Origin of the sequence: Nocardioides fonticola, assembly GCF_039536805.1 — a bacterium.
Lineage (GTDB): Bacteria > Actinomycetota > Actinomycetes > Propionibacteriales > Nocardioidaceae > Nocardioides > Nocardioides fonticola.
Map to the genome: position 1 here is coordinate 32,194 of NZ_BAAAZH010000012.1, position 21,287 is coordinate 53,480.

A 21,287-nucleotide genomic window follows, 5' to 3' on the forward strand; every position below is an offset into this window, starting at 1 on the left:
CCCACCGAGACATCCCGAGATTGGGGGTCGATCGTGACTGAACAGATCAGCGATTCCACGGTCACAACACCACCCGGCACACTCCGAGAGGACGTCGCCCCCACTGTCGCCCCCGGCACTCCGCAGCCTGCTGGTCCGGAGAAGCGCAAGGGGGCCAACCCGCTCCTCGCTGCGCTCACCGAGACCGGCGAGATGATGTCGCTGGCCGGTGTGGTCATCGGGTCGGCGGTCCGTCACCCCCGGGGCTACTGGGGCGACGTCCGCGATCAGATGTTTGCGATCCTCCGCCTGTGCGTCATCCCCATGGCGGTGTCGTGCATCGCGTTCGGCCTGGGTGCCCCGGGTCTGCAGGGCGGCAACATCTACAGCCTCTTCGGAATCCCGGAGCGGCTGGGCTCCTTCTTCATCATGGCGAGCGTGCGGGAGTTCGCACCGTGGATCAACGCGATGATCGTCGCCGGCGTTGTCGGGACCGCGTTCACCGCCGACCTCGGCGCGCGGCGCATCCGTGAGGAGCTCGACGCACTCGAGGTGCTCGGTATCGATCCGATCCGCACCCTGGTCGTCCCTCGCGTCATCGCCGTCACGCTGATGACCGGCCTCCTCGACATCTTCGCCCTCTGCTGCGGCGTGATCGGCGGCTTCATCGCCGCGGTGCCGATCCTGGACGCCACGCCCGGCGCCTTCATCGCGAACTTCTTCTCGAACGCCTCGACGCAGGACCTGCTCGGCAGCCTGATCAAGACCACGCTCTTCGGGTTCTTCGTCGGGATCATCTGCTGCTACAAGGGTCTCAACGCGAAGGGCGGGGCGATCGGCGTGGGCCGGGCCGTGAACCAGGCCGTCGTCATCAGCTTCGCCGTGATCTGGATCTTCAACTACGTCTTCACCGCCACGCTGCTCGGGCTCTACCCCGGCATCCAGGTCGCGAGGTGATGGGCCGATGACCGTCGCAGACCGACCGAGCGTCGAGCACCAGCCGGCTCCCGGCACGAGCTCCTCACAGGGCTCCAACGCCCACTACCAGTCCGATGGCGTCGACATCACAATCGGCAGCATCCGCCAGCAGGCGTGGGGGCTGTTCGAGACCTTCGGCGAGATCTTCAAGTTCTCGATGGCCACGTTCCGCGCCATGCCAGGCCTGCGGCTCTACCCCACCGAGGTGATCCGACAGGCAGCGATCCTGGTGGTCTCCAGCGGGCTCGTCATCTTCCTGATGGAGTTCGTCATCGGCGCCCAATGCGGCATCGAAGGCGCCTACACCCTCAAGCAGATCGGTGCTCCCCTCTACTCGGGCATCTTCACCGCCTGGTGCGGTCTTCGCGAGATGGGCCCCTACATGTGGGGCTACATCCTGGCCGCGAAGGTCGGATGCGGTCTGGTGGCGGAACTCGGATCCATGCGCATCTCGGAGGAGATCGACGCCGTCGAGGTCATGGGCGTCGACTCGATGACCTACCTCGTCGCCACCCGCGTGGTGGGCGGCTGGATCGCCATGCCGTTCCTCTACATCGTCGGTCTCGCGCTGATGTTCCTCGCCGAGAAGCTCGTGGTGGTCGACCAACTCGCGAGCGTCTCGCCAGGCGGCTACTCCTTCATCTTCTGGCTCTATCAATCACCAGGCGACCTGCTGTTCTCGCTCATCAAGATCATGGCGATGGGCACGGTCATCATCTTCGTCGGCTGCTACTTCGGCTACACGGCCAGCGGCGGGCCCGTGGGCGTCGGCCGCGCCACCGCGCGCTCGATGATCATCAACATGGTGCTCGTGCACCTCATCGGCCTGCTCGGGACCCAGCTGTTCTGGGGCCTGTCGCCCAATGCCCCCATCGCGAATTAGAAGGATCACACCTGTGACTGCGGTTGTGCACAACCCTCTCTCGGAGAGGCAGCCAGCTTCCGGAAACGCCGTCGAAGTGCGAGGAGTCGAGAAGGCCTTCGGTAGCTTCAAGGTCCTCCAGGGCCTGGACCTCGACTTCAAGCAGGGGTCGATCACCACCGTGCTCGGCCCCTCGGGCACCGGCAAGTCGGTGCTGCTCAAGCACATGGTCGGTCTCCTCGAGCCCGACGCCGGCGAGATCGTCTTCTTCGGGACGCCCCTCTCCCGGATGTCGCGGACGGAGAAGTACGCCATGCGTCAGCGCTACGGCGTCCTGTTCCAGGACGGCGCACTCTTCGGCTCGATGAACATGTTCGACAACGTCGCGTTCCCCCTGCGCAAGCACACCGACAAGAGCGAGGACGAGATCCGCGACATCGTCCTCCAGCGGCTGGGCGAGGTCGGCCTCGACTCCGCCCTCGGCAAGTTCCCGAACGAGGTGTCCGGCGGCATGCGCAAGCGCGCCGGGTTCGCCCGGGCGCTCGTCCTGAACCCCGACGTGGTCCTCTTCGACGAGCCCGATTCCGGTCTTGATCCTGTGCGCACCTCCCTGCTGAACGACCTGATCCTCCAGGTGCACGCCGAACACGGGGGCACCTACGTCCTGGTGACCCACAACATTCCGACCGCCCGCTCGGTGAGTGACTACGTCGCGCTGGTGTGGCAGGGCAAGCGGATCCACTACGGACCGACCGAAGAGGCTTTCAGCAGCGACGACCCGTTCGTGCGCCAGTTCCTCGCCGGCGACTCCGCCGGCCCGCTCGGGATGGACTGATGGCTTCGCTGCACTCCGCTCGTTCTCCGCGTCACCCACTCATCCTCGGAATCACCGCGCTCGTCGTCGTCCTCCTCGCAGCGATGACCCTGCGTGGCTCCGATAGCGGTGGACACGAGCTCAAGCTGGTCTTTCCCGCTGCTCCGGGCATCGTGAAGGGCCTCAAGGTCCAGGTCGACGGGTTCGACGCCGGCAAGGTGACCGACCTCGAGGCGAGGGACGGCCAGGCCGTCATCACGGTTTCCCTCAACGACGACTACGCAGACGTCCCTGAGGGGACGACGGCGCGTATCGAGTGGAAGGCGACCCTGGGAGAGCGCATTATCCAGCTCGACCCCGGTCCGGCCGATGCGAAGGCGCTGCCGGACGGTGCCATGGTCCGGGGGCAGGACCGGGTCGAGATCGACCAGGTCCTGGCTGCCCTCGACACCAAGACCAGGGCCCGGCTGGCATCGACCCTCATCGCACTGGACAGCGCGGTCAAGGACCGGGGCGACGACTACAACTCCACGCTCGAGCAGCTCGGTCCAGCGGTCAAGGCGTTGTCCGCCGTGCTCGGCGGCATCGGAGCCGATGGTCCTGCCATCAAGGACGTCGTCACCCGCACGACGCGGTTGATGCAGATCCTCGATGCGCACGGTTCGGATATCCGGGCGGCGATCTCGAACCTCGACGCCCAGCAGTCGGATCTCGCTCGCAACGACACCGCGATCTCCCAGGCTCTCGCCGAGTTGCCCTCGACCCTCGACCGGGCCCAGGAGGCTCTCGGCAAGGTGCCCTCGACGGTGGAGGTCGCCCACCCTCTGCTCACCGAGCTCACCTCGGCGTCACGGGAGCTCCCGGCCTTCACCCGGTCGGTCTCTCCCCTGCTGAGCGACCTCAACCCGACACTGCGCCGCACCCGCACGACGGTGGACCACCTGTCGACGCTTCTCGGGATCACCCCGGAGCTGTTGATGTCGTCCACCCAATTGCTCCCGCGGATCGACTCGGTCACGGGGCGGCTGCTCCCTGCTCTGTCCTATCTGAGGCCCTACACCCCCGAGATCACCGGCTTCTTCACCAACTGGGCATCCGCAGGTCAGCAGTACCTCGGGCAGTACCACGTGGCCCGCATCAAGGCCCAAGAAGGAACGACGACACCGATCGGCGTCCTCAACAGCCCGCCTCCCGGGGTCGTCCGCAATGACCGCCCGCTGCCGGGCAGCAATGTCGGTCAGACCTGGACCGACGCGACCGGGGAGCAGATCCGATGAGGGAGTCCATGAAGTCCGGACGTCGATTCTTCGCCAAGCGTCGCGGCTCGGCCGCGGGTGTCATCGCCGTCGCGCTCATCGTGCTGATCGCGACGATCACCACGACCTCCGCGAGCGACATGGGTCGATCGGGCGACGCGTTGACCCTCTACGCGGAATCCGCCGACGCAGGTGCGCTCATCCAGGGCAACGACGTGCGGATGTTCGGTGTGAAGATCGGCGTGGTCAAGAAGCTCGAGGTCGTGCGCAACGACACCGCCCGACTGACCCTCGACCTGACGTCGCCGGAGACGCCGATCCACACCGATGCCACCCTGCGGGTCCGGCCCGTGTCCTTGCTGGGTGAGCGCTATCTGGAGCTCGACCCCGGTTCGGCGAAGGCTCCACTCGCTGAGGACGGGTTCACCTTCCCGGCCTCCCAGGTCTCCCGTGCCGTCGATCTCGACGAGGTGCTCGACACCGTCGACGCACCGACGGGGACGGCCCTCTCCGCCCTCCTGCAGACACTGGGCGAGGGCCTGCAGGGCAACGGCGACAACGCGGCAGCTGCCGTCGACAAGCTCGCCCCCACGATGCAGCAGGCCAATGAGCTCGTTTCGGTCCTCGGCGGACAGACCGACACCCTGAACCAGCTCATCGATGCCCTCGAGCCGGTCGCCGCCGCGGTCGGGACGAACAACGGGTCCTCGGTGGACTCGCTGGTCGACTCGGCCGGTGAGCTCCTATCGGCCACGGCGGACCAGCAGGCCGAGCTCCGCGACACCCTCGACCAGCTCCCGACCACCCTCGTCACGGCCCAGCGGACGTTGGCCCGGCTCTCCGGCCTGGCCGACCAGGCGACGCCGGCGCTGCGCTCCGCCCGCCCGTTCACCGACGATCTCCAGCAGATCGCCGGCGAGGCCATCGATTTCTCCGACGCGGCGGCACCCGCCATCGCCACGCTGAAGCCGGTGCTGGCGAAGGGACGCGAGCTCATCAAGGAGGCGGCTCCGCTCGTCGCACAGCTGAACAGCAGTAGCGACGCGATGGCGGCTGATGCGAAGAACGGGTCGCGGTTCCTCAACGACCTGTCCGACCACCTCGGCGGGATCCTCGACTTCATCACCTACTGGTCGTTGACGACCAACGGCAAGGACGGCTTGTCGCACTACTTCCGGGTGCAGGTCATCGTCGATCAGGACACCGTGACGTCACTCGCGCCGCAGGTGCCGAATCTGCCGCAGCTGCCGAACGTCCCGAACCTGCCGAACCTCGGTCTCCCCGATCTGGGGCTGCCGGACGTCGCCGGGAACCTGCCGTTGGTCGGCAACCTCCTGGGTGGACTCCTCGGTCGCAAGGAACAGCGCGCTCGTGCAGATCAGCAGGACAGCGCCACCGGACTTTCTCTCCAGCAGGAATCCAGCCTGCTCGGCATGTTGATGGGAGGGACGTCGTGAAGAACTCACGCAGCCCCTGGCTCCAGAAGAACGTCCTCTCCGGCGGAGGCTTGCTGATCGCCTTCGTCGTCGCGTTGCTGGTCGCGTTCACCGTGCAGAAGGGCGTGCCCTTCAAGCACTACAGCTACGTGAACGTCGAGTTCGCCGACGCCGGCTCGCTCCGTGTGGGTGACGACGTGCGCGTGCACAGTGTCCGCGAGGGCCAGGTCAACAAGATCACGGTCGGTGACTCCCGAGCCGTCGTCCGCCTGCAACTCCCGGGGGACGCGAAGGTCTACCAGGATGCGACCGCCACGATCCGCGCCCGATCGGCGCTCGGCCAGGCCTACGTCGACCTGCAGCCCGGCTCGCCGGACGCCGGAGACATCGGTACCGAGACGCTCGCACTGAGCCGGACCCGCAGCCAGGAGCAGCTCGACACTCTCCTCGACGTCTTCGACAAGCAGACGCGGGCGCGCGCCTCGCAGGCCGCGCGGAGCGCCGGAGTCGGCGCCTCCGGTCATGGTGACGATCTCTCGCAGTTCCTCGCGAACGCGCCGGACACGCTGACCGACCTCGGCCGGGTCTCCGAGACGCTCGCCTCGGATCAGACGGACCTTCCGGCCACGCTGGATGCCGCTGCCACGCTGTCGCGCCACATCAGCAGCAGCAGCGATGAACTCGCCCGGCTGGTCACCTCCAGCGGGGAGGTGTTGGGTTCCTTGGCGGTCGACAAGGGAGTGCCGTTGCGCAACGTCCTGCTGAGGGCGCCCGGAACGTTGGCGGATGCTCGTTCCGCCCTCGCGGAGCTCCAGGAGCCGATCGGCGCCACGACCGACGCCGTTCGGGTGCTCCGACCCGGCATCAAGGACCTGGCGCGACAGACGCCAGATCTCCGGCGGACGCTCAACTCGGGCACGAAGACGTTGCGTCAGGTGCCGTCGGTCGCGCGTCTGGCGGAGCCGGCCGTGAGCAGCCTCGCCGATACCGCATCCGACCTGCGTCCCTTGGCTCCCCAGTTCTCGACGGCTGTGGTGCGGGCTCAGCAGCCCCTCCAGGCCATCAGCAGCTACGGCAACAACGCCGGCCTGTTCTTCGACTGGTTCGCAGATGCCCTGTCGCAGAAGCTGCCGAACGGCAACCACTACCTGCGGCTCGACCTGGTGACAGGCCTGACGGCGGTGTCGGGCACCCTCCCGATCCGCGCGCCCCTCACCACCCGCAACCCCTACCCGAGCCCGTACGAGGCCTACCACGAGGGAGGGAACTGACATGGCGAACCGCATCCCGCGATGGCGGTTGTCCACGGCCCAGACCGGCCTGATCCTGGTCGTCGTCTCCTTGATGGTCGGCGGTGTGCTCTTCATGAAGACCACGCTCGCTGCGAAGGTCCGGCCGGGTGAGACGGTGATGGTGCAGTTCAGCCGGGACTACAAGATTCGGCCCGCTGTCACGCGCGTGAAGGTCGCCGGCGTCCCGATCGGTGTGGTCACCGATGTGAAGCCGTCGCCGGACGGCACGGGGTCGCTCGTCGAGCTCAAGGTCGACGACGGCATCAAGGAGACCCTCGGCAGCGCGCCGTCGGCCGCCATCCGACCCACGACGATCCTGGGCGGCAACTACTACGTGGACCTGGTGCCCGGTGGTGATCGAGGCGTCCCCACCACGAAGGCCATCCCGGTCGACCGCACCACGGTCCCCGTCGAGCTCGACTCGGCGGTCGAGATGCTGCCCGGTTCGGCTCGAGAGGCGATCCGGCGCGACGTCAAGGCACTGGACACGACCTTCAACGGCCCGTCCACTCCAGCGCTCCGGAACCTTGCGAAGACGGTACCGCCGGCGCTCCAGAGCTCGTCGGAGCTGCTGACCGCTCTGGCGGGCACCAAGCCGGATACGGACCTCACCGACGTCATCACCGGCCTGGAGTCCATCTCACGCCAGCTCACCCGCAACGAGAGCGCGCTCGGTGACGACCTCGACGGGGTCGACACGTTCGCTGCCACCTTGAGCCGCCAGAAGCGGGCGATCAGCACCACCGTCGCCAATGCGCCGGTCACGCTCCGCAACGCACGCGAGGGCCTGACGGAGCTCAGCGCGATCCTCGACAAGACGACGCAGGTCGGTGAGTCTGCGCGTCCGAGCGTGCGCGCCTTGACGACGCTGCTGCGCGATGGCCGGTCCGACATCGACACCATCCGACCTGTCGTCTCCGACCTACGCCCGCTGATGAAGGACCTCGATCCGACCGTGCGGACCCTCGTGCCGACGAGCCGGAACCTCTCGGCGGTGGTCGACGACGTCGGCTCGCCGGTGATCGACCGGATCAGCGGCCCTGTCCTCAGCACCCTGAACTCGCCGGTCGCCGGCAAGGGATCGGCGCTCGGCTACCAGCAGATCGCCTACTTCTTCACAACCCTCAACCTCAACTCGATGACCACTGATCGCAACGGGGCCATGATCAACTTCCAGCCGGGCGTCGGGCCCGACACCGCTACCCAGTTCCTGCCGTCGCGCATCATGAAGGCCTGGCGGACCCTGCTCGGCAACATCCCCGGAGCCCGCCGATGAGGCGGCGTCTGCACCGCACGTGGGAGCGGGTGCGCTCCACCCCGGGTCTCGGTCGCGATGTCCTGGTGCTCACCCTCACGCTGGTGGTGGGTCTGGGGGTGGGCAGCATCCTGCTGTCGCACCAGCGGGCCGACTACCCGTGGAACGACGATCAGGTGATCCACGCACGGTTCACCAACGCGCCCGCCATCAGCCCCGGCAACGGTCAGGAGGTGCGGATCGCAGGCGTCCCGGTCGGCACGATCAAGAAGGCCACGGTCACTTCGGACGGTGAGGCCGACCTGACCCTGCAGATCGACAAGAAGTACACGATCTACAACAACGCCCGCATGGTCCTGCGCCCCAAGAGCCCGCTCAACGAGATCTACATCGAGATGGACCCGGGGTCGAAGGACGCCGGCCGGCTCACCGACGGCGGCACCATCGCCTCGACGCAGACCGCCTCGCCCGTCCAGCAGGACGCGGTGCTCGAGCACCTCGACGACAAGACCCGGGCAGCGGTCGCAACCCTGCTGTCGCAGTCCGACAACGCCCTCGCCTCCGCCCCTGCCGCACTGGCCCCGGGCCTGCGCTCGACGACCACCACGGTCCAGAACCTCGGCAAGGTCGCCGACGCGCTCGACGCTCGACGCTCGGCCCTGGCGCGACTGGTCAACTACCTGGGCGTCGTCGTGCAGGCGATCGGCCACGACGACACGCGCTTGGAGGGCCTCGTCGCCGACGCCCAGAAGACGCTGTCGGTGCTGGACGAGAAGAACGACGAGCTCAACTCCTCGCTCGCGGCCCTACCGGGCTTCGAGAACAGCCTGAACTCCTCGACGGCGAAGATCTCCACGCTGAGCAAGCAACTCAAGCCGACCCTCGACAACGTCCAGCGCGCGACGGCCTCGCTGCCCACCGCCCTGAACAAGCTCCAGGGCACCCTGAGCCAACTGTCGGATCTGTCGTCCGTCGCGGGACCGCTCGTTCGAGAGGCCCGTCCCGTGGCACGTGACCTGCGTCCGCTGATCGGCGCGTCCGACCGGTCCCTGACCTCCCTGCGGCCCTTCACCGGGCGTCTCGACTCGATCACCCAGCGACTGGTCAGCTCGCTGGACTACCGCAAGGACGGTCAGCTCGGCTACCTCCAGGACTTCCTCTACAACACCACCAGTGTCGGCTCGCTCAAGGACGGCAACGGTGGTATCTTCCGCGCCGAGTTCGTCGAGGGATTCGACTCGCTCATCCCTAGTCTGCGGAGTGCTCAGTGAAGGTCTCTAACGCCTCGTTGGCCCGGTGGCGGCTCGGCACCCTGATCGGGTTCGCCCTCGTCAGTGCCGTCGTCTTCGCGTACCTGTGGACCAACTCGGGTGGTTCGCTGCCGCTTGAGGGTGATGACTACGAGGTCACCATGCAGTCCGACGACATGCAGAACCTCGTCGACAACTCCGACGTCATGATCGCCGGTGTCAAGGTCGGGTCGGTCAAGTCGATCACCGGTCGCGGCGAGCACGCGAAGGCGGTCCTCGCACTCGGATCGGACGTCACCCCTCTGCACGAGGGTGCGACCGTCGCCCTGCGGAGCAAGACGCTGGTCGAGGAGACCTACGTCGAGATCACCGACGGCACCGGCCCCGTGCTCGCCGATGGCGCGACGCTGCCCGTCACGGCGCTCACGTCCTCGGTGCACCTCGACCAGGTCCTCGACGAACTGACCCCTGCCTCGCGAGCCGCACTGAACGACCTGATCCGCGTCTCCGGCAAGGCCACGCAGGGCCGGGCCCAGGACATCGACTCCCTGATGGGCGGCCTCGGAGCCATCGGAGGGCCGGGACACGACGCCCTCTCGGCGCTGGCGGACCAGCAGGCCGACCTCGAACAGTTGGCGCGGACCAGTGCCCGGGTGCTGGCCGCATTCGATCAGCGGCAGGGACAGGCTGCCCACCTCGTCCAGGTGGCTCAGCAGAACATGGGTGCGACCGCCGACCAGAAGGCCCAGTTGGCGCAGACCATCCGTCAGCTCCCCGGGTTGCTGGACACCGCTCGAGTGGCTGCTCCCGCGCTGCAGACCCTGGCGACCGACCTCCGGCCGCTCGCCGCCTCGCTCAAGACTGCAGCGCCGGCGCTCAACGACGTGCTGGCACAGCTGCCCGCGACGACGAGGCAGTTGCGCGCCACCTTCCCGATCCTGTCGACGGTGCTGGACAAGGCGCCGTCCACCCTCACCCGTGTCGAGCCGTTCGGGCAGGCGGTCTCCGCGGTCGTTCCGCAGGCACAGTCGGCGCTCACGGAGCTGAACCCGATGATCGCCTACGTGAGTCCGTACGGCATGGACTTCGCGGCGTTCTTCGCCAACGACTCCTCCGCCTTCGGCCTGAAGGACGAGACGAGCCGTTTCGTGCGGGTGTACGCCGTGCTCAACTCCACCAGCCTGGTCGGCAACCCGATCCCGACCACGGCCCTCGGAGGAGTCGGGCAGAACCCCTACCCGGCGCCCGGCACCAGTGACGATCCACGGACCAGGTTCGACGGTGAATACCCGAGAGTGCGCCGCGAGGCGCAGTGACGCCCATGGATCCGGCGGGGCCACGGTTCACCACGCGGTGGCCCCGCATCGTCGCAGCAGCGGTGCTGCTGGTGCTCGCTGTCGCGACACTGGCGGGGCTCCGCGACCTGCGTTTCAACACCTCTGTCGCCACCTTCCTGGGCTCGAACGATCCGGCGCGGGTCGACTACGAGGCGAGTGAGAAGACGTTCGGCTCCGATCCGGTGACAGTCGTGATCAGGCGGACGGACGACAAGCCGTTGCTCACGACGACGCTGGTCCCTCGCCTGATCAACCTCGAGGGCGAGCTGTCCCGCATCGACGGCGTGTCCGTGGTCTACGGAGCGGGAACCGCGCTGAACCAACTCGCGGCCAGTGCGCAGAACATCCTCAGTTCGATCTCCTTCAAGCGGCAGGAGGTGGCGGTCGAGGCGGAGCGGGCAGCGCGGGCGGCGGGCAGGTCGGACGCACAGGTGGCGGCGGCCAAGAAGGCAGCGGTACGCCGGTACGACCTGCGCTACGGAGTGCTGATCACGAAGGCGCTGCCGGCGGGTCTGCCCACCCTGTCCAACCAGGGGTTCATCGACGCCGTCGCGTTCGATGGCGACAAGCCCCGGCCCAACCTGCGTTTCGTCGCCCCCGATGACCACACGGTGGCGATCGTGCTCCGGCCCGAGGCCGACCTGTCCCAAGCAGCGATCGCCACGCTCGTCTCTTCGGTGCGCCGGACCGTCGGCTCCGTCGATCTGGGGCCGACCGACGTGTACGTGAGTGGGTCGCCGGTCGTGCTCGCCGCGCTGGTCGACCGCACCCGAGTCGAGATCCCCGCTCTCACCATCGCCTCGGTCGTGGTCGTCGGGGTCCTCCTGGGGCTCGGGGTCCTCCGTCAGCGTGGGCGTCGTCGGTGGTTGGGCATCGTCGTCCCGCTGGCTGCGGCCGGCTGGGCGGTGCTCGCCGACCTAGCGATCCTCGGCTGGCTGGACTCGCCCGCGTCGTTGGTGCTCGTCGCGGTCCTGCCGGCGCTGATCGGCATCGGCAGCGACGTCCCCATCTATCTGGGGACCTTCGGGCCCACCCGTCGTGTCCTGGTCACCGCTGCGGCCAGCGCCGCCGGATTCGCCATGACCGCGCTGTCCTCGATCCCCTTCCTGCGACAACTCGGCGGCCTCATGGCCATCGGTGTCCTGCTGGCCTGTCTGATCGGGTATCTCCTGCGGGTGCTCCTCGACGTCGAGTTCCCGCGCCGCCCGGGAGATCGCGCAGAGGACGACTCGGCGCCACGATCGGCGCCGGCGGGTGTGCCGTCGTCCCGGTCACGGGTCGCGTGGGCACGCGGGGCGCTCGCTGTCGCAGCAGTTCTCGCCGCAGTCGGCTGGGCGGTCCTCCCCACCATCGCCTTGGATGCCGACCTCGCCGGCCTCGCCAACGGGCTGCCCGTCGAGGACGAAGCGAGTGCGAGCCAGGCCGCGCTCGGTGCCTCCGGTGAGATCGACGTGCTGCTCGTCGGCTCGGGAACATCGGTGGAGGCCCTCACGTGGTCCCGCGATGCACGAGCGGCCGTCATCGCATCCCACGGTGACGACGTCCGGACGATCCTCTCCCCGACCCAACTGCTCGGATTCCTCGGCGACGATCCCACCAACACGCAGGTCAGCGCCGCCCTGGCCATCGTTCCGACCTACCTCCTCGGCGCCGTCCTGAGCGACGACGGATCGACCGCGTCCCTGTCGTTCGGTGTCGTACCGAGCGACATCGGCGAGCAGCGTCGACTGGTCGAGTCCATCCGGCGGCTGCTTCCGCCCCCTCCGGCAGGTTCCCGGGTCGTGGTGACAGGAGTTCCGGCGGTCGCGGCCCGCGAGTTCGTCCTCCTGGACGGCGCTCGGTTGTCGTCCAACCTGCTCGGCGTGCTCGCGCCTGCCGTGGTGGTGCTCGTCGGTCTGGGGTGGCGTCGACGTGGTGAGGCCGCTCAGGCGTTGCTCGCCGCCTCCATCGCGACCGGCCTCGGGCTTCTCGCGCTGCGCCTCGCGGACACCTCGCTCACTCCGCTGACCTGCGCGCTCGGCTCCTTGACCTCGGCTGTGGGGATCGAGTTCACCGTGATGCTGCGCAACCGCATCCAGGCATGGCGCAGCGTGCTCGTCGCCGGCTCGACATCGGTGGCCGGCTATCTCGTCCTGCTGGGATCCGAGCTCGACATCATGCGGAACTTCGCACTCGTGCTCGCCCTGTCCGTGGTCTGGGCGGGTCTCGCTGCGATCCTGGTGGCTCTCGCCTTCCCCGGCCGGGGAGAAGTCGCTGACCAGACAGCCGAGTCGTCCACCGCCCTCGGCGCGTCCGAACGAGAACTGACAGAGACACACCCGTGACAGAGAAGACGAGTCCGGACGGCGCGGACGCCGGTGAGGTCACCATGCAGACGACTGCAGGGTGGCTGCGATCGCGCCGCACAGCCGTCCTGGCCAGTGCCCTCGCGGTGCTCCTGCTCACCGGCGCGGCCCTGTTCGTCGTCCTGCGCCCCGGTGGTCTGCCGTCCGACGCGGTCTTCCGCTACGACGGTCGCACCTACACGGAGCGTGACCTCGCAGGATTCCTCCGCCAACAACAGGCGCTGTACGGAACGGAGTTGCCCGACCTGGCGCAAGACGGGCAACGGCGCGCGGCTGCGCAGTCCTACGCCGTGTCGTTGATCGTCGACCAGGCGGCGTCGGACGCCGACGTATCGGTCTCCGACGCCGAGGTGGCATCGGCAGAGGCCGACTTCATCGAACGGTCCTACCCCGCTGGGCGCGACAGCTTCATCGACGCCCTAGCCGCCGAGGGCATCAGCGAGCGCGACGTACGCGACGAGCTGCGCCGTCAACTGGTCGTCTCGGCGCTCTACGACGAGGTGACCAAGGACGTCTCCGTCGATCCGGCCACCGTGATCGCCACCTATCGCTCGAACCCCGACGACTTCGTCGTGCCGGAGACCAGGCTCCTCTCCGAGATCGTGTTGCCTTCCTGCGATGTCGCACCGTCGGTCGCGCGGCAGGTGACGGGCCCCCGCGCGTTCGCGCGAGTCGCCCGGACACGCTCCCTGGACTCCACCACCGCGTCGAAGGGCGGATCCCTCGGATACGTCGCGCAGGGCCAGCTCCAGTCGAAGTTCGGTGCAGAGGCCTTCGCAGCACGCGTCGGTGAGACCTTCGGCCCCGTGCGGGCGGAGGGCGGCTCGTACTGCTACCTCGGGATGGTGCGCGGGATCCGCAAGGAGCGGCTGCCGGCCTTCGGGGAGGTCCGCGACACCCTGACCCGCGAACTCGGTGCCGCCCGCGGCCTCGAGCGGTGGAAGTCCTACCTCGAGAGTCAGATCCGCAAGGCCGGCGTCCAGTACGCCGACCGTTACCGGCCTGCCGATCCCGATGCTGTGCCGGGAGCCGGACTGCCGACCGTCGACCCGACGTCCGAGCCCGCGCCGGAGACGAGTCCGGCCCCGTGACCGGCGACGTCTTGACCGCGATCGGCCTGCCGGTCATGGGGGCGGGGCTCATCGCCCTGGGATGGTGGGGGCGCGGGCACCTCGACACGCTCGTGGGGACCATGGGGCCCGCGGACCTGCTCGAGCGACGACGTTCGGTCATGGGGCGAGGTGTCGTCGCCTGCATGCTCGGAGGCGCGGTCCTCCTGTGCGGAGGCATCGCTCTCGGGGTGGTCGCGGTCCGCTGACGAGGGAAGACCGGCGGACCCTGCCTCAGGTGCTCGACGACCGCCGGCGTGCCAGCCCCGCACCGCGGCCCGCCAGCGCTCCCACGATGATGCTGAAGGCGGCGCTCACCCCGATGCGGTACCACCCGGCTGCGGAGTCGACGCCCACCAGGAGGCGCAGCGGCACGGTGAGCAGCATCGCGAGGAGTGCGGCCACTGCGCCCTGGAGCCACGGGCTGGTCGCCGTACCGATCCGGCTGCCGGCGGTGACGAAACCGGCGGCGCCGACCATGGAGAGCCAGAACAGTCCGAGACTGCCGTTGATCTGGCTGGCGAGTGGCGCCAGCAGCTCTCCGAAGAGCAGCACGGTGAAGCCGGCTGATGCCCCCCGGATGAGCGCGACCTCGTCGAACCGCGCCGACCTCTCCTCCGGGGCGCTCACGGTGCCACCCAGGTGAGAGCGGCTCGAACATCCGGATCCATGGACGCGCGCAGCGCGATCAGGGTGTCCTGGGCGAGCACGTGGCAGCCGTCGACCAACGCCACACGGTCCGCTCGACCCACCGCCGAGTCGATGACACACGAGGTGAACAGGAGACTCCGCACATGCGGGATCGTCTCGAGGAGATCGGGCAGCAGCGCACCGATGGTCGGGTCCAGGATGCCGTCGATCACCAGCAGCGGCCGGCGTCGGCTCAAGGCCCGCGCCAGAGCGACGCGACGCCGATCGGCGATCGAGAGGCCGGCCACGGGGAACGTGATCCGCGAGGAGAGCCCGACCAGATCCAGATAGTCACGTGCCTCCGACTCGGGGACGGACGGAACGTGGACGCTGGGCTGGGTGACGTTCTCGAGGACGCTCGCGTCCAGGAAGACGCCGTCGCTCTGCGGCACGTAGGCACAGCGGTCGGACAGCGGGCTGCCCCGCCGACGCATCGGCCCTCCCTGCAATCCGAGGAGTCGTTTGATGATGACCGTCTTCCCGCTTCCGGAGCCCCCCAGGAGAGCGACACGCTCGCCGTCCAGGATCTCCAGCGCTCCCAGTTCGACGTCGTCGAGGGCGGCCAACCTCACCATCGGTTCGTCCCGACTCATCTGCCGGTACCCGGTGCGGGGGAGGAGACGTCCCCGGGGGCGGTGGTCGGAACGTCGGCGCTGGGGGAGGCCTCCGCGTCGGGCTTGAAGTCCGCCGCATAGGTGATGGTGGCCTGCGAGGTGGCAGTGGCGACGTAGTCGTTCCAGACCGAGAGGGCCTGCTTGCTGGACAGGCCGTCGATGATGCTGGAGCGCAGGGCGGTGTACGTGGATCGAGCGGGCACGATGCGCTGGACCTGTCCGACGTACCAGCCTTGGCCGGTCTCGACCGGACCGAAGAGGCTCCCTCGTGCGGCGCGGAAGGCCGGGGTCGCGAAGGTCGGGTCGAGTTGGTCGGCTGTCACCAGACCGAGCGATCCGCCGTTGTCCCTCGTGCTCGCGTCCGCGCTGCGCCGTCGCGCGATGGCAGCGAAGTCACCACCGCGTCGCAGGGCGGCGAGGATCCGATCCGCGCTGGCCCGGTCGGGTACGGCGATGTAGCGGAGCTGGCGCTGCTCCGGCAGCGCCCACGATGACGGATCGGCCTTGTAGGCCGCGCGGGCCTGGGCGTTGGTGACGCTGATGCCCGCGGTCACCTTGAGGAACAACTGCTGACCGTTGAGCTGACGGGAGATCTCGTCACGGACGTCCTGTTCGGTGATGCCGTTGTCCGCCAACTCCTGCTCGAACGCGCCCTGCTGATCGCCGGTGTAACGCGACCGGATGTAGCGGGAGAGCGCCGAGTCGACATCGTCGACACTGACGGCCAACCCCTGGGCTCGTGCGGCCTGGTCGATCACGATGCTGGCTGCGAGCGATCGCGCTGTCTCGCGACGGAACACGTCGAGTTCAGCCTGGTCGGTGGGAACCGTGAGGCCGTACAGGACCTTGAGGACCTGAACCCGCTGAGCGAGCTGCTCTTCGGTGACCGCGACGTCGTCGACGCGGAGCGCGATGTCAGGTCCGAGAGAGGCTCGAGAGTCGCTGTCGTCCGAGCCCTGCCACAGGAGTCCACCGACGACCACCAGAGTGACCACGACGAGGAAGACCACGGTCGAGGTGAGGACCAGGCGGCGGGATCTCGACCGAGGCGGGATGGCGTCGACGCCGTCGGCTGCTTCGCCAGCGGCTGCGTCGGCCGTCCCACTGCTGTGCTCGACGCCGTCGTCCTGCTGCACGGGCTCGGATCGCTCGGCGGGATCCTCGTGGCCGGCGTCCGGAGTCTCGTCAGCGACCGGCTCGTCCATCGGCTCGGCGTCCGGTGCCGTCGACAGGCCGCCTGCCGGAAGGTTGCCGTCGTCGCCGACGGGAGTGCCCGCGGCACGGGCCCGCGATCGTGCCTCCGCCTTGGCCAGCCTCAAGCGGGCCGCAGCCATCCGGATCTCGGCTTCGGCCTCGGCCAGTTCGGCGCGCGCCACATCGAGCTCGGCGTCTGTCTCGTCGTGATCGTCGACGCCGATCGTGCTCACCTCCTGGTCGGGCTGCGCGTCCCTCGTACGCACCGCCAGCCTGTGCTCGCACCCCGATCGTGTGCGCGAGGTCACACGTTAGGTGAAGTTCTGTGCGGTCTCCAGGGAGCAGTACACAGGCGCGCGCTCGCCGTTTGTGCATCGCGCACAGTGACCGGATCTGTGCTGTGGGGCGTTGTCGAATCTCGCGCGGCACTGGCAGTCGCCCGTCTACGGCGAACCGCGAGGTTGATGCTGTCGATGTCGCCGTCTTGTCTACGTCATCTCCAACATCGGTTCCTTCGGGGAGGAGGTCATCAGGATCGGGATGACACGTTGCCTCGATCCGATGGATCGGGTGAAGGAACTCGGCGATGCCTCGGTCGCGTTCATCTTCGACGTGCACGCGCTGTACGTCGCGGAGAACGCCGTCACGATCGAGCGGGAGATGCACCAGCGATTCGCTGACCGCCGCGTCAATCGGGTCAACAATCGCAAGGAGTTCTTCACGGTGACCCCAGCGGAAGCACGCGACGCTTTGGTCGAGTTGTCCGGGGAACTGATGACCTTCACCGAGGAGCCCGAGGCCATCGAATATCGGCAGGGACTTGCAGGCGCCACCGAGGAGCTCCGCATCTGAGGCTGCCGATCGCCCGAGGTCCGCATTCAAGGTGCCCGTTGTGCCTGTCACCTACGCGCGTACGTGCCTGTCGTGGTCCAAGCGTCCGCTGCGCTGCACCTGACATCCTTGACGTTCACCGTCGGCCGGGTCGCTCCGTGTCGGGAGGCGACAAGGGGTGGCGAGGTCGCTCATGACCTCCCTTTCGAGCTTCGAAGGCGCACTGCGGAGCGCACCTGTCGGGCTTCGATCTGATGGACGACCGCCTGGAGGGATTCACCCGATTCGAAGTCGTCTTCGTCGAGGACGGCGTGCCAACTCCACTGCATGACCTCCTCCAAGAGTTCGAGGTCCGGCTCGTTGGCTTGGCGCGCCTCGGAGTAGATGTCGTAGATGCGTTCGAGCCGTTCGAGCCATAACTGCTCGGGCTCTCCGGGAGCTTGGGTCACGACGGGCCAGCCGTTGAGGCAGGTGTGCCAGAGCCCGAAGGCGGAGACGAGCGCGTGGGCACGGGGGACCTCGACCTCCAACAGCACCTCGTCATCGCCGTATCGAGCGGCTCGGCGGAGATAGGCCGCTTCAACGCGGGCCCAGAGCCAGAGGAGGGTGCCGGGCGGAGTGGGCAGGAGGCGGGTTGCCTGGTCCTCGAGCCAGGGGTAGGCGTGGGAGTGGTCGGGATCTACGTGGTCCGGGCTTCCACGCAGGATCCCGTCGCGGCAAAGGACCTGGTAGGCGGTGGGGGACTGGATGGTCCACATGCGGAGGAGCTCAGTATCGCGATCGAAGGTGCCGATCTGACCCCAGCGGCGCCACGGTAAGAGCTGCCAGGGCCGACGCCTGGGCAGGTCCTCGTACGCAGCAAGCACGAGGGCAGCGTGCCGTAACCCACCGACAATCGCACCAGTGCCCATGAGCCATCCGCGCGCAGCACTCGGCAGTGGCGCCGCGTTTCCCGTGATGTGCGATCCAGTCAGCAATCCCGCTCTAGGCTCAGCGACATGTACGTGAGGGTGAGCGAAGCGGAGGCAGTCGAGATCGGCATCGATCGGCTTCTCGACTTGGTCGAAACCCACGACACCGCCGTCCACATCTCAAGCCCGAAGGGCTGGGTGGCACTAGTTGCCTACGAGAAGATCGAGGCCCTCGTCGAGGCGGCGGAGGAGATGAAGGGTCTCCTAGCCGCCGCCGACGACGGCGCCACGAGCTAACTCGCGGGGTGTACGCCTGTTCGGATGTAGCCCTGTTCATCAAGGCAGCACAGGCACAGCCGCGCAACGAGCTTGTGCTTGGCGGTGCCGAGAACGACGGTGATGGTGGTCGTTTCTCCGCACAGGATGCAGTCCGGACGCGGACGCGCAGGCTCGCCGGGGTAAGTCGCGCAACTGCTGCACCACGGCGCGCCCGCCGCGGGGGAGTGCAACTCCTGGCCAAGAAAGACCGCCGTGGGTTCCCCGGCGCGGGCAGGCCGGTTGCAGCACGCGAAGGCACGGGCCTGGCTCGCTGCGACAGCGACCTGGTAGGCGATGGCGAGCTTGCGCATGCGAACGGGCCGCTTCGGGGTCATCACGTAGCCACACTCCGGCGCGAGGATCCGAACGTCGAGGTTGTGGAGCTGATCGGTCGTGATCGGGGCGAAGTCGAGGTCCGGAACCGGGCTGTGAGAGCCGGCAGCGAGCAGGTAAGTCGAGTTGCGTCGGGGCACGGGCGTGCTCCTTCCAAGGTAGAGACGAGCTGGGTCTGAGAAGTCGTTTCAGTGGTGGGGTTCGGGCTGTGGTGCTGGGCAGTAGCTAGAAGTCGATCGCGAAGTTCGGGCTGTCGTCGCTGGGGAGGGTCCGCAGAAAGGTCTCCAGGTCCTCGTGCAGCACGAAGGCGACTCCCGACCCCAGCCGTCGCACAGGGAGGCGTCCCTCGCGCACCAGCTGGTAGGTGGTTGAACGGGCCCACGGGGCCACCTCGTGGAGGCGGTTGATCCTGTAAGCGATGGGCTTCTCGGTCACGGTGCTACTCCTTCAACTAGGTGTGATGGCTGCACGATGAACGACTGCATAGGTCTACGTCGCGGGGTCGTGCACGCTCACGAACCCTGAGCCGTGCCCGGACCCGCGAAGGCACCCCATCAACCCCAGGAAATCAGCGAATGCACTGACAAAGGCCGGCGTCCACCGCAGTTGGTGGGGCCTTGAGTTGCCTCCGGCGGCGGTTGCACGAGTCCGCGACGGTACGCCCTGCGATCGGCTCTCCTGCGCCGCATGACGACGACTACCTGTCTCCCGACGCCCCTGATCTCGCTCCAGATGGAGTTCGCGAGAGCGCTCTCGCCCCGTGACGACACCGTGTATCCGGTGACTGCCACCAACGGCCTCTTGATCGGACGGAGGTGGACGGAGGCTGACCACGCCGCGCCGTACGCGGTGCGGATCGGGTACGAGAAGCGCTTCTATGCCCTCGCCCTCGACTTCGACGCCGGCCACGACAGCATGCACGCCGAGCAAGCCGACCGCGACGCCCGTGACGCCTACGACCTCCTCACCGACCTCGGCATCAACTGCGTGCTCATCGAGAGCGGTCCCACAGGTGGGCGCCACGTTCAGGCCACGATCGAGGGAGGCGTCAAGCCGTGGGTCGTTGCGCGGATCATGAACGGGCTCAAGCGGATCGACTTCCCGACTCTCGACCCCTCCCCGATGCGCAACGTCAAGACCGGTGCGATCCGTCCGGTGGGCTCTCCCCACCGCGCCGGAAGGTTCTCCTACCCCCTCAGTCATGATCCGAAGGACGCCCTTGCGGTCCTCGAGTGCCGCAACGAGCCTCGCCGCGTCGAGTTGCTCGCCGCTGCCCTGCCGCACGAGCGTCGCGATCCCCTCCGCGTCCCGGCCGGTGAGGACGCACCCGGCAAGGCGGTCTCAGAGCCGAAGAACACGTATCGCTCCGGGTCGGAGGAGGTAGCCGCAGAAGCGACGAAGGTCCTGAACGCTGGCGGTACCGAGGATGACTTCCGACGAGCCATGGGGGCACGCAAGGACGGGCCGGATGCTGTGGGCGAGTGTCTCCAGAAGCACGCTGCTCGTGGAGATCTTGCCTCCTGGCTAGCGAGGACGTGGCGCAGGCAGGCGGCGTTCGTCCGCGAGAACCCTCCCATCCGCAGTGTCGCTGCGGCAGACGACCGTGCTGTGATCGCGGCCTGGGAGATCGCCGTCGGGCAGATCCCCGAGCCTGGCGCTCGTCGGGCTGCGCAAGCCCTCCTGACGTCCGCATCTGCGCAGGGCCGCGCCTTGGTCGGGATGTCGGTCCGCGACCTTGCCGAGCGCGCGGGGTTGACCCGTGGATCGGCGCAGCGGGCGTTGACCGCACTTCGGGCAGACGGAATGCTCGAGATCGCCGGAGAGGCAGTCGGCGGGCAGGCGACGAGGTACCGGTTGGTGCATCCGGATGCCTGGAGGTGCGACACGGGTGGGACGGTCAGCCCTACTGCTGTAGGGGGCGTGGGGTTGCTGACTGTCCCGGGCATGTCGCAAGTCGTAGAGCTTGCGCGAGACGTCTCCCTGGACCTCTGGAGGCAGGGAGGCCTCGGCGAGGGCGGGCGCCGGGCGCTGGAGGCGCTCAGCCGAGGCCATGAGGGCTCCGAGGAGGTGCCGATCGCGATCCTGCCCGATGTGCTCGGCAGGTCCCGCCGGACCGTGGAACGCACGCTGGGCGACCTCGCCGCGGTAGGCCTAGCCCGCAAGATCCGCTCGGGCGTCTGGGTCGCTGAGTATCGCGACCCCGACAGGGTTGCCGAGCAGCTCGGCGTTGCGGGCGCCGGGGAAGATCTGCAAAGGCGGAACGCCTCGGAACGACGACAGGAACGGTTGAAGCAGGCGAAGCGCCGCGCTCAGTACCTCCTCACCCAGGACAAGTGGCGTGACCTGTCGGCTGGTGCGGTAGGGCGGGGTGCTTCGACCGACCGTGATCAAGCCCTCGCAGTGGCGTGATGACAACCGAAGTCGCTGCCCTAACCCACCAAGCGCCGGGTGCGTGCCTGGACCTCCAGGGCTGGGTGAGACAG

The 21,287-nt window shown here is 68.1% G+C and carries 21 protein-coding genes; 15 read left to right on the forward strand and 6 right to left on the reverse strand.

All coding sequences use genetic code 11. The features are described from left to right. Positions 1 to 33 precede the first annotated feature (33 nt). The 12 genes from ABD671_RS07565 (at position 34) to ABD671_RS07620 (ending at position 14,122) form a co-directional block, all read left to right on the forward strand. Positions 34 to 936, forward strand: a complete 903-nt coding sequence (locus tag ABD671_RS07565) for an MlaE family ABC transporter permease (protein ID WP_344732683.1) — start codon at positions 34 to 36, stop codon at positions 934 to 936. A gap of 7 nt (positions 937 to 943) precedes the next feature. Next, complete coding sequence (locus tag ABD671_RS07570; protein WP_344732684.1) at positions 944 to 1,840, forward strand: ABC transporter permease; 897 nt, start codon at positions 944 to 946, stop codon at positions 1,838 to 1,840. A gap of 76 nt (positions 1,841 to 1,916) precedes the next feature. Further along, a complete protein-coding gene (locus ABD671_RS07575) occupies positions 1,917 to 2,654 on the forward strand; it encodes an ABC transporter ATP-binding protein (protein ID WP_344732685.1) in 738 nt (245 codons plus the stop codon). 83 nt (positions 2,655 to 2,737) lie between these two features. Then, positions 2,738 to 3,910 carry an MlaD family protein gene (locus tag ABD671_RS07580; protein ID WP_344732686.1) on the forward strand — a complete coding sequence of 391 codons (1,173 nt, stop codon included), beginning with the start codon at positions 2,738 to 2,740 and terminating at the stop codon, positions 3,908 to 3,910. A gap of 8 nt (positions 3,911 to 3,918) precedes the next feature. Further along, positions 3,919 to 5,346 carry an MlaD family protein gene (locus ABD671_RS07585; protein WP_344732687.1) on the forward strand — a complete coding sequence of 476 codons (1,428 nt, stop codon included), beginning with the start codon at positions 3,919 to 3,921 and terminating at the stop codon, positions 5,344 to 5,346. A 50-nt stretch (positions 5,347 to 5,396) separates the two neighbouring features. After that, entirely contained in the window at positions 5,397 to 6,596 is a 1,200-nt protein-coding gene (locus ABD671_RS07590; RefSeq protein ID WP_344732689.1) for an MlaD family protein, read from the forward strand. A gap of 1 nt (position 6,597) precedes the next feature. Further along, the gene (locus tag ABD671_RS07595; RefSeq protein WP_344732690.1) at positions 6,598 to 7,893 is read left to right on the forward strand and encodes an MlaD family protein; all 1,296 of its coding nucleotides are present in this window, start codon (positions 6,598 to 6,600) and stop codon (positions 7,891 to 7,893) included. Beyond that, positions 7,890 to 9,143 (forward strand): MlaD family protein, encoded by a 1,254-nt coding sequence (locus tag ABD671_RS07600; protein ID WP_344732691.1) that lies wholly within the window; start codon positions 7,890 to 7,892, stop codon positions 9,141 to 9,143. The genes ABD671_RS07595 and ABD671_RS07600 overlap by 4 nt, the downstream gene beginning before the upstream one ends. Then, the gene (locus ABD671_RS07605) at positions 9,140 to 10,438 is read left to right on the forward strand and encodes an MlaD family protein (protein ID WP_344732692.1); all 1,299 of its coding nucleotides are present in this window, start codon (positions 9,140 to 9,142) and stop codon (positions 10,436 to 10,438) included. The genes ABD671_RS07600 and ABD671_RS07605 overlap by 4 nt, the downstream gene beginning before the upstream one ends. Positions 10,439 to 10,500: 62 nt before the next feature. Then, on the forward strand, positions 10,501 to 12,783 hold the full coding sequence (locus ABD671_RS07610) for an RND transporter family protein (RefSeq protein WP_344732693.1): 2,283 nt from the start codon (positions 10,501 to 10,503) through the stop codon (positions 12,781 to 12,783). Continuing rightward, the gene (locus ABD671_RS07615; RefSeq protein WP_344732694.1) at positions 12,780 to 13,895 is read left to right on the forward strand and encodes a peptidylprolyl isomerase; all 1,116 of its coding nucleotides are present in this window, start codon (positions 12,780 to 12,782) and stop codon (positions 13,893 to 13,895) included. Before ABD671_RS07610 ends, ABD671_RS07615 begins: the two co-directional genes overlap by 4 nt. Next, positions 13,892 to 14,122, forward strand: coding sequence for a hypothetical protein (locus ABD671_RS07620; RefSeq protein ID WP_344732695.1), 231 nt, complete (start codon positions 13,892 to 13,894; stop codon positions 14,120 to 14,122). The genes ABD671_RS07615 and ABD671_RS07620 overlap by 4 nt, the downstream gene beginning before the upstream one ends. A gap of 25 nt (positions 14,123 to 14,147) precedes the next feature. On the opposite strand, the gene ABD671_RS07625 is transcribed toward ABD671_RS07620, so the two are convergent. From ABD671_RS07625 to ABD671_RS07635, 3 genes are read right to left on the reverse strand one after another with little or no spacing between them, the layout of a single operon-like run. Continuing rightward, complete coding sequence (locus tag ABD671_RS07625) at positions 14,148 to 14,543, reverse strand: hypothetical protein (RefSeq protein ID WP_344732696.1); 396 nt, start codon at positions 14,541 to 14,543, stop codon at positions 14,148 to 14,150. Continuing rightward, complete coding sequence (locus tag ABD671_RS07630; protein WP_344732697.1) at positions 14,540 to 15,169, reverse strand: ATP-binding cassette domain-containing protein; 630 nt, start codon at positions 15,167 to 15,169, stop codon at positions 14,540 to 14,542. The genes ABD671_RS07625 and ABD671_RS07630 overlap by 4 nt, the downstream gene beginning before the upstream one ends. Positions 15,170 to 15,192: 23 nt before the next feature. Then, complete coding sequence (locus ABD671_RS07635; RefSeq protein ID WP_344732698.1) at positions 15,193 to 16,677, reverse strand: peptidylprolyl isomerase; 1,485 nt, start codon at positions 16,675 to 16,677, stop codon at positions 15,193 to 15,195. Between the two features lie 229 nt (positions 16,678 to 16,906). On the opposite strand from ABD671_RS07635, the gene ABD671_RS07640 reads away from it, so the two are divergent. Beyond that, positions 16,907 to 17,263 carry a GIY-YIG nuclease family protein gene (locus ABD671_RS07640; protein ID WP_344733103.1) on the forward strand — a complete coding sequence of 119 codons (357 nt, stop codon included), beginning with the start codon at positions 16,907 to 16,909 and terminating at the stop codon, positions 17,261 to 17,263. Between the two features lie 170 nt (positions 17,264 to 17,433). Here the strand turns inward: ABD671_RS07640 and ABD671_RS07645 are convergent, their stop codons facing one another. Next, complete coding sequence (locus tag ABD671_RS07645) at positions 17,434 to 18,108, reverse strand: DUF3841 domain-containing protein (protein WP_344732699.1); 675 nt, start codon at positions 18,106 to 18,108, stop codon at positions 17,434 to 17,436. Positions 18,109 to 18,240: 132 nt separating this feature from the next. On the opposite strand from ABD671_RS07645, the gene ABD671_RS07650 reads away from it, so the two are divergent. After that, on the forward strand, positions 18,241 to 18,450 hold the full coding sequence (locus ABD671_RS07650) for a hypothetical protein (RefSeq protein WP_344732700.1): 210 nt from the start codon (positions 18,241 to 18,243) through the stop codon (positions 18,448 to 18,450). Here the strand turns inward: ABD671_RS07650 and ABD671_RS07655 are convergent. Continuing rightward, positions 18,447 to 18,944, reverse strand: a complete 498-nt coding sequence (locus ABD671_RS07655) for a hypothetical protein (protein WP_344732701.1) — start codon at positions 18,942 to 18,944, stop codon at positions 18,447 to 18,449. The genes ABD671_RS07650 and ABD671_RS07655 overlap by 4 nt on opposite strands. Before the next feature lie 85 nt (positions 18,945 to 19,029). Further along, positions 19,030 to 19,239 (reverse strand): hypothetical protein, encoded by a 210-nt coding sequence (locus tag ABD671_RS07660; protein ID WP_344732702.1) that lies wholly within the window; start codon positions 19,237 to 19,239, stop codon positions 19,030 to 19,032. A 252-nt stretch (positions 19,240 to 19,491) separates the two neighbouring features. Here ABD671_RS07660 and ABD671_RS07665 point away from each other — a divergent pair, with 252 nt between their 5' ends. Next, entirely contained in the window at positions 19,492 to 21,213 is a 1,722-nt protein-coding gene (locus ABD671_RS07665; RefSeq protein ID WP_344732703.1) for a hypothetical protein, read from the forward strand. Positions 21,214 to 21,287 lie beyond the last annotated feature (74 nt).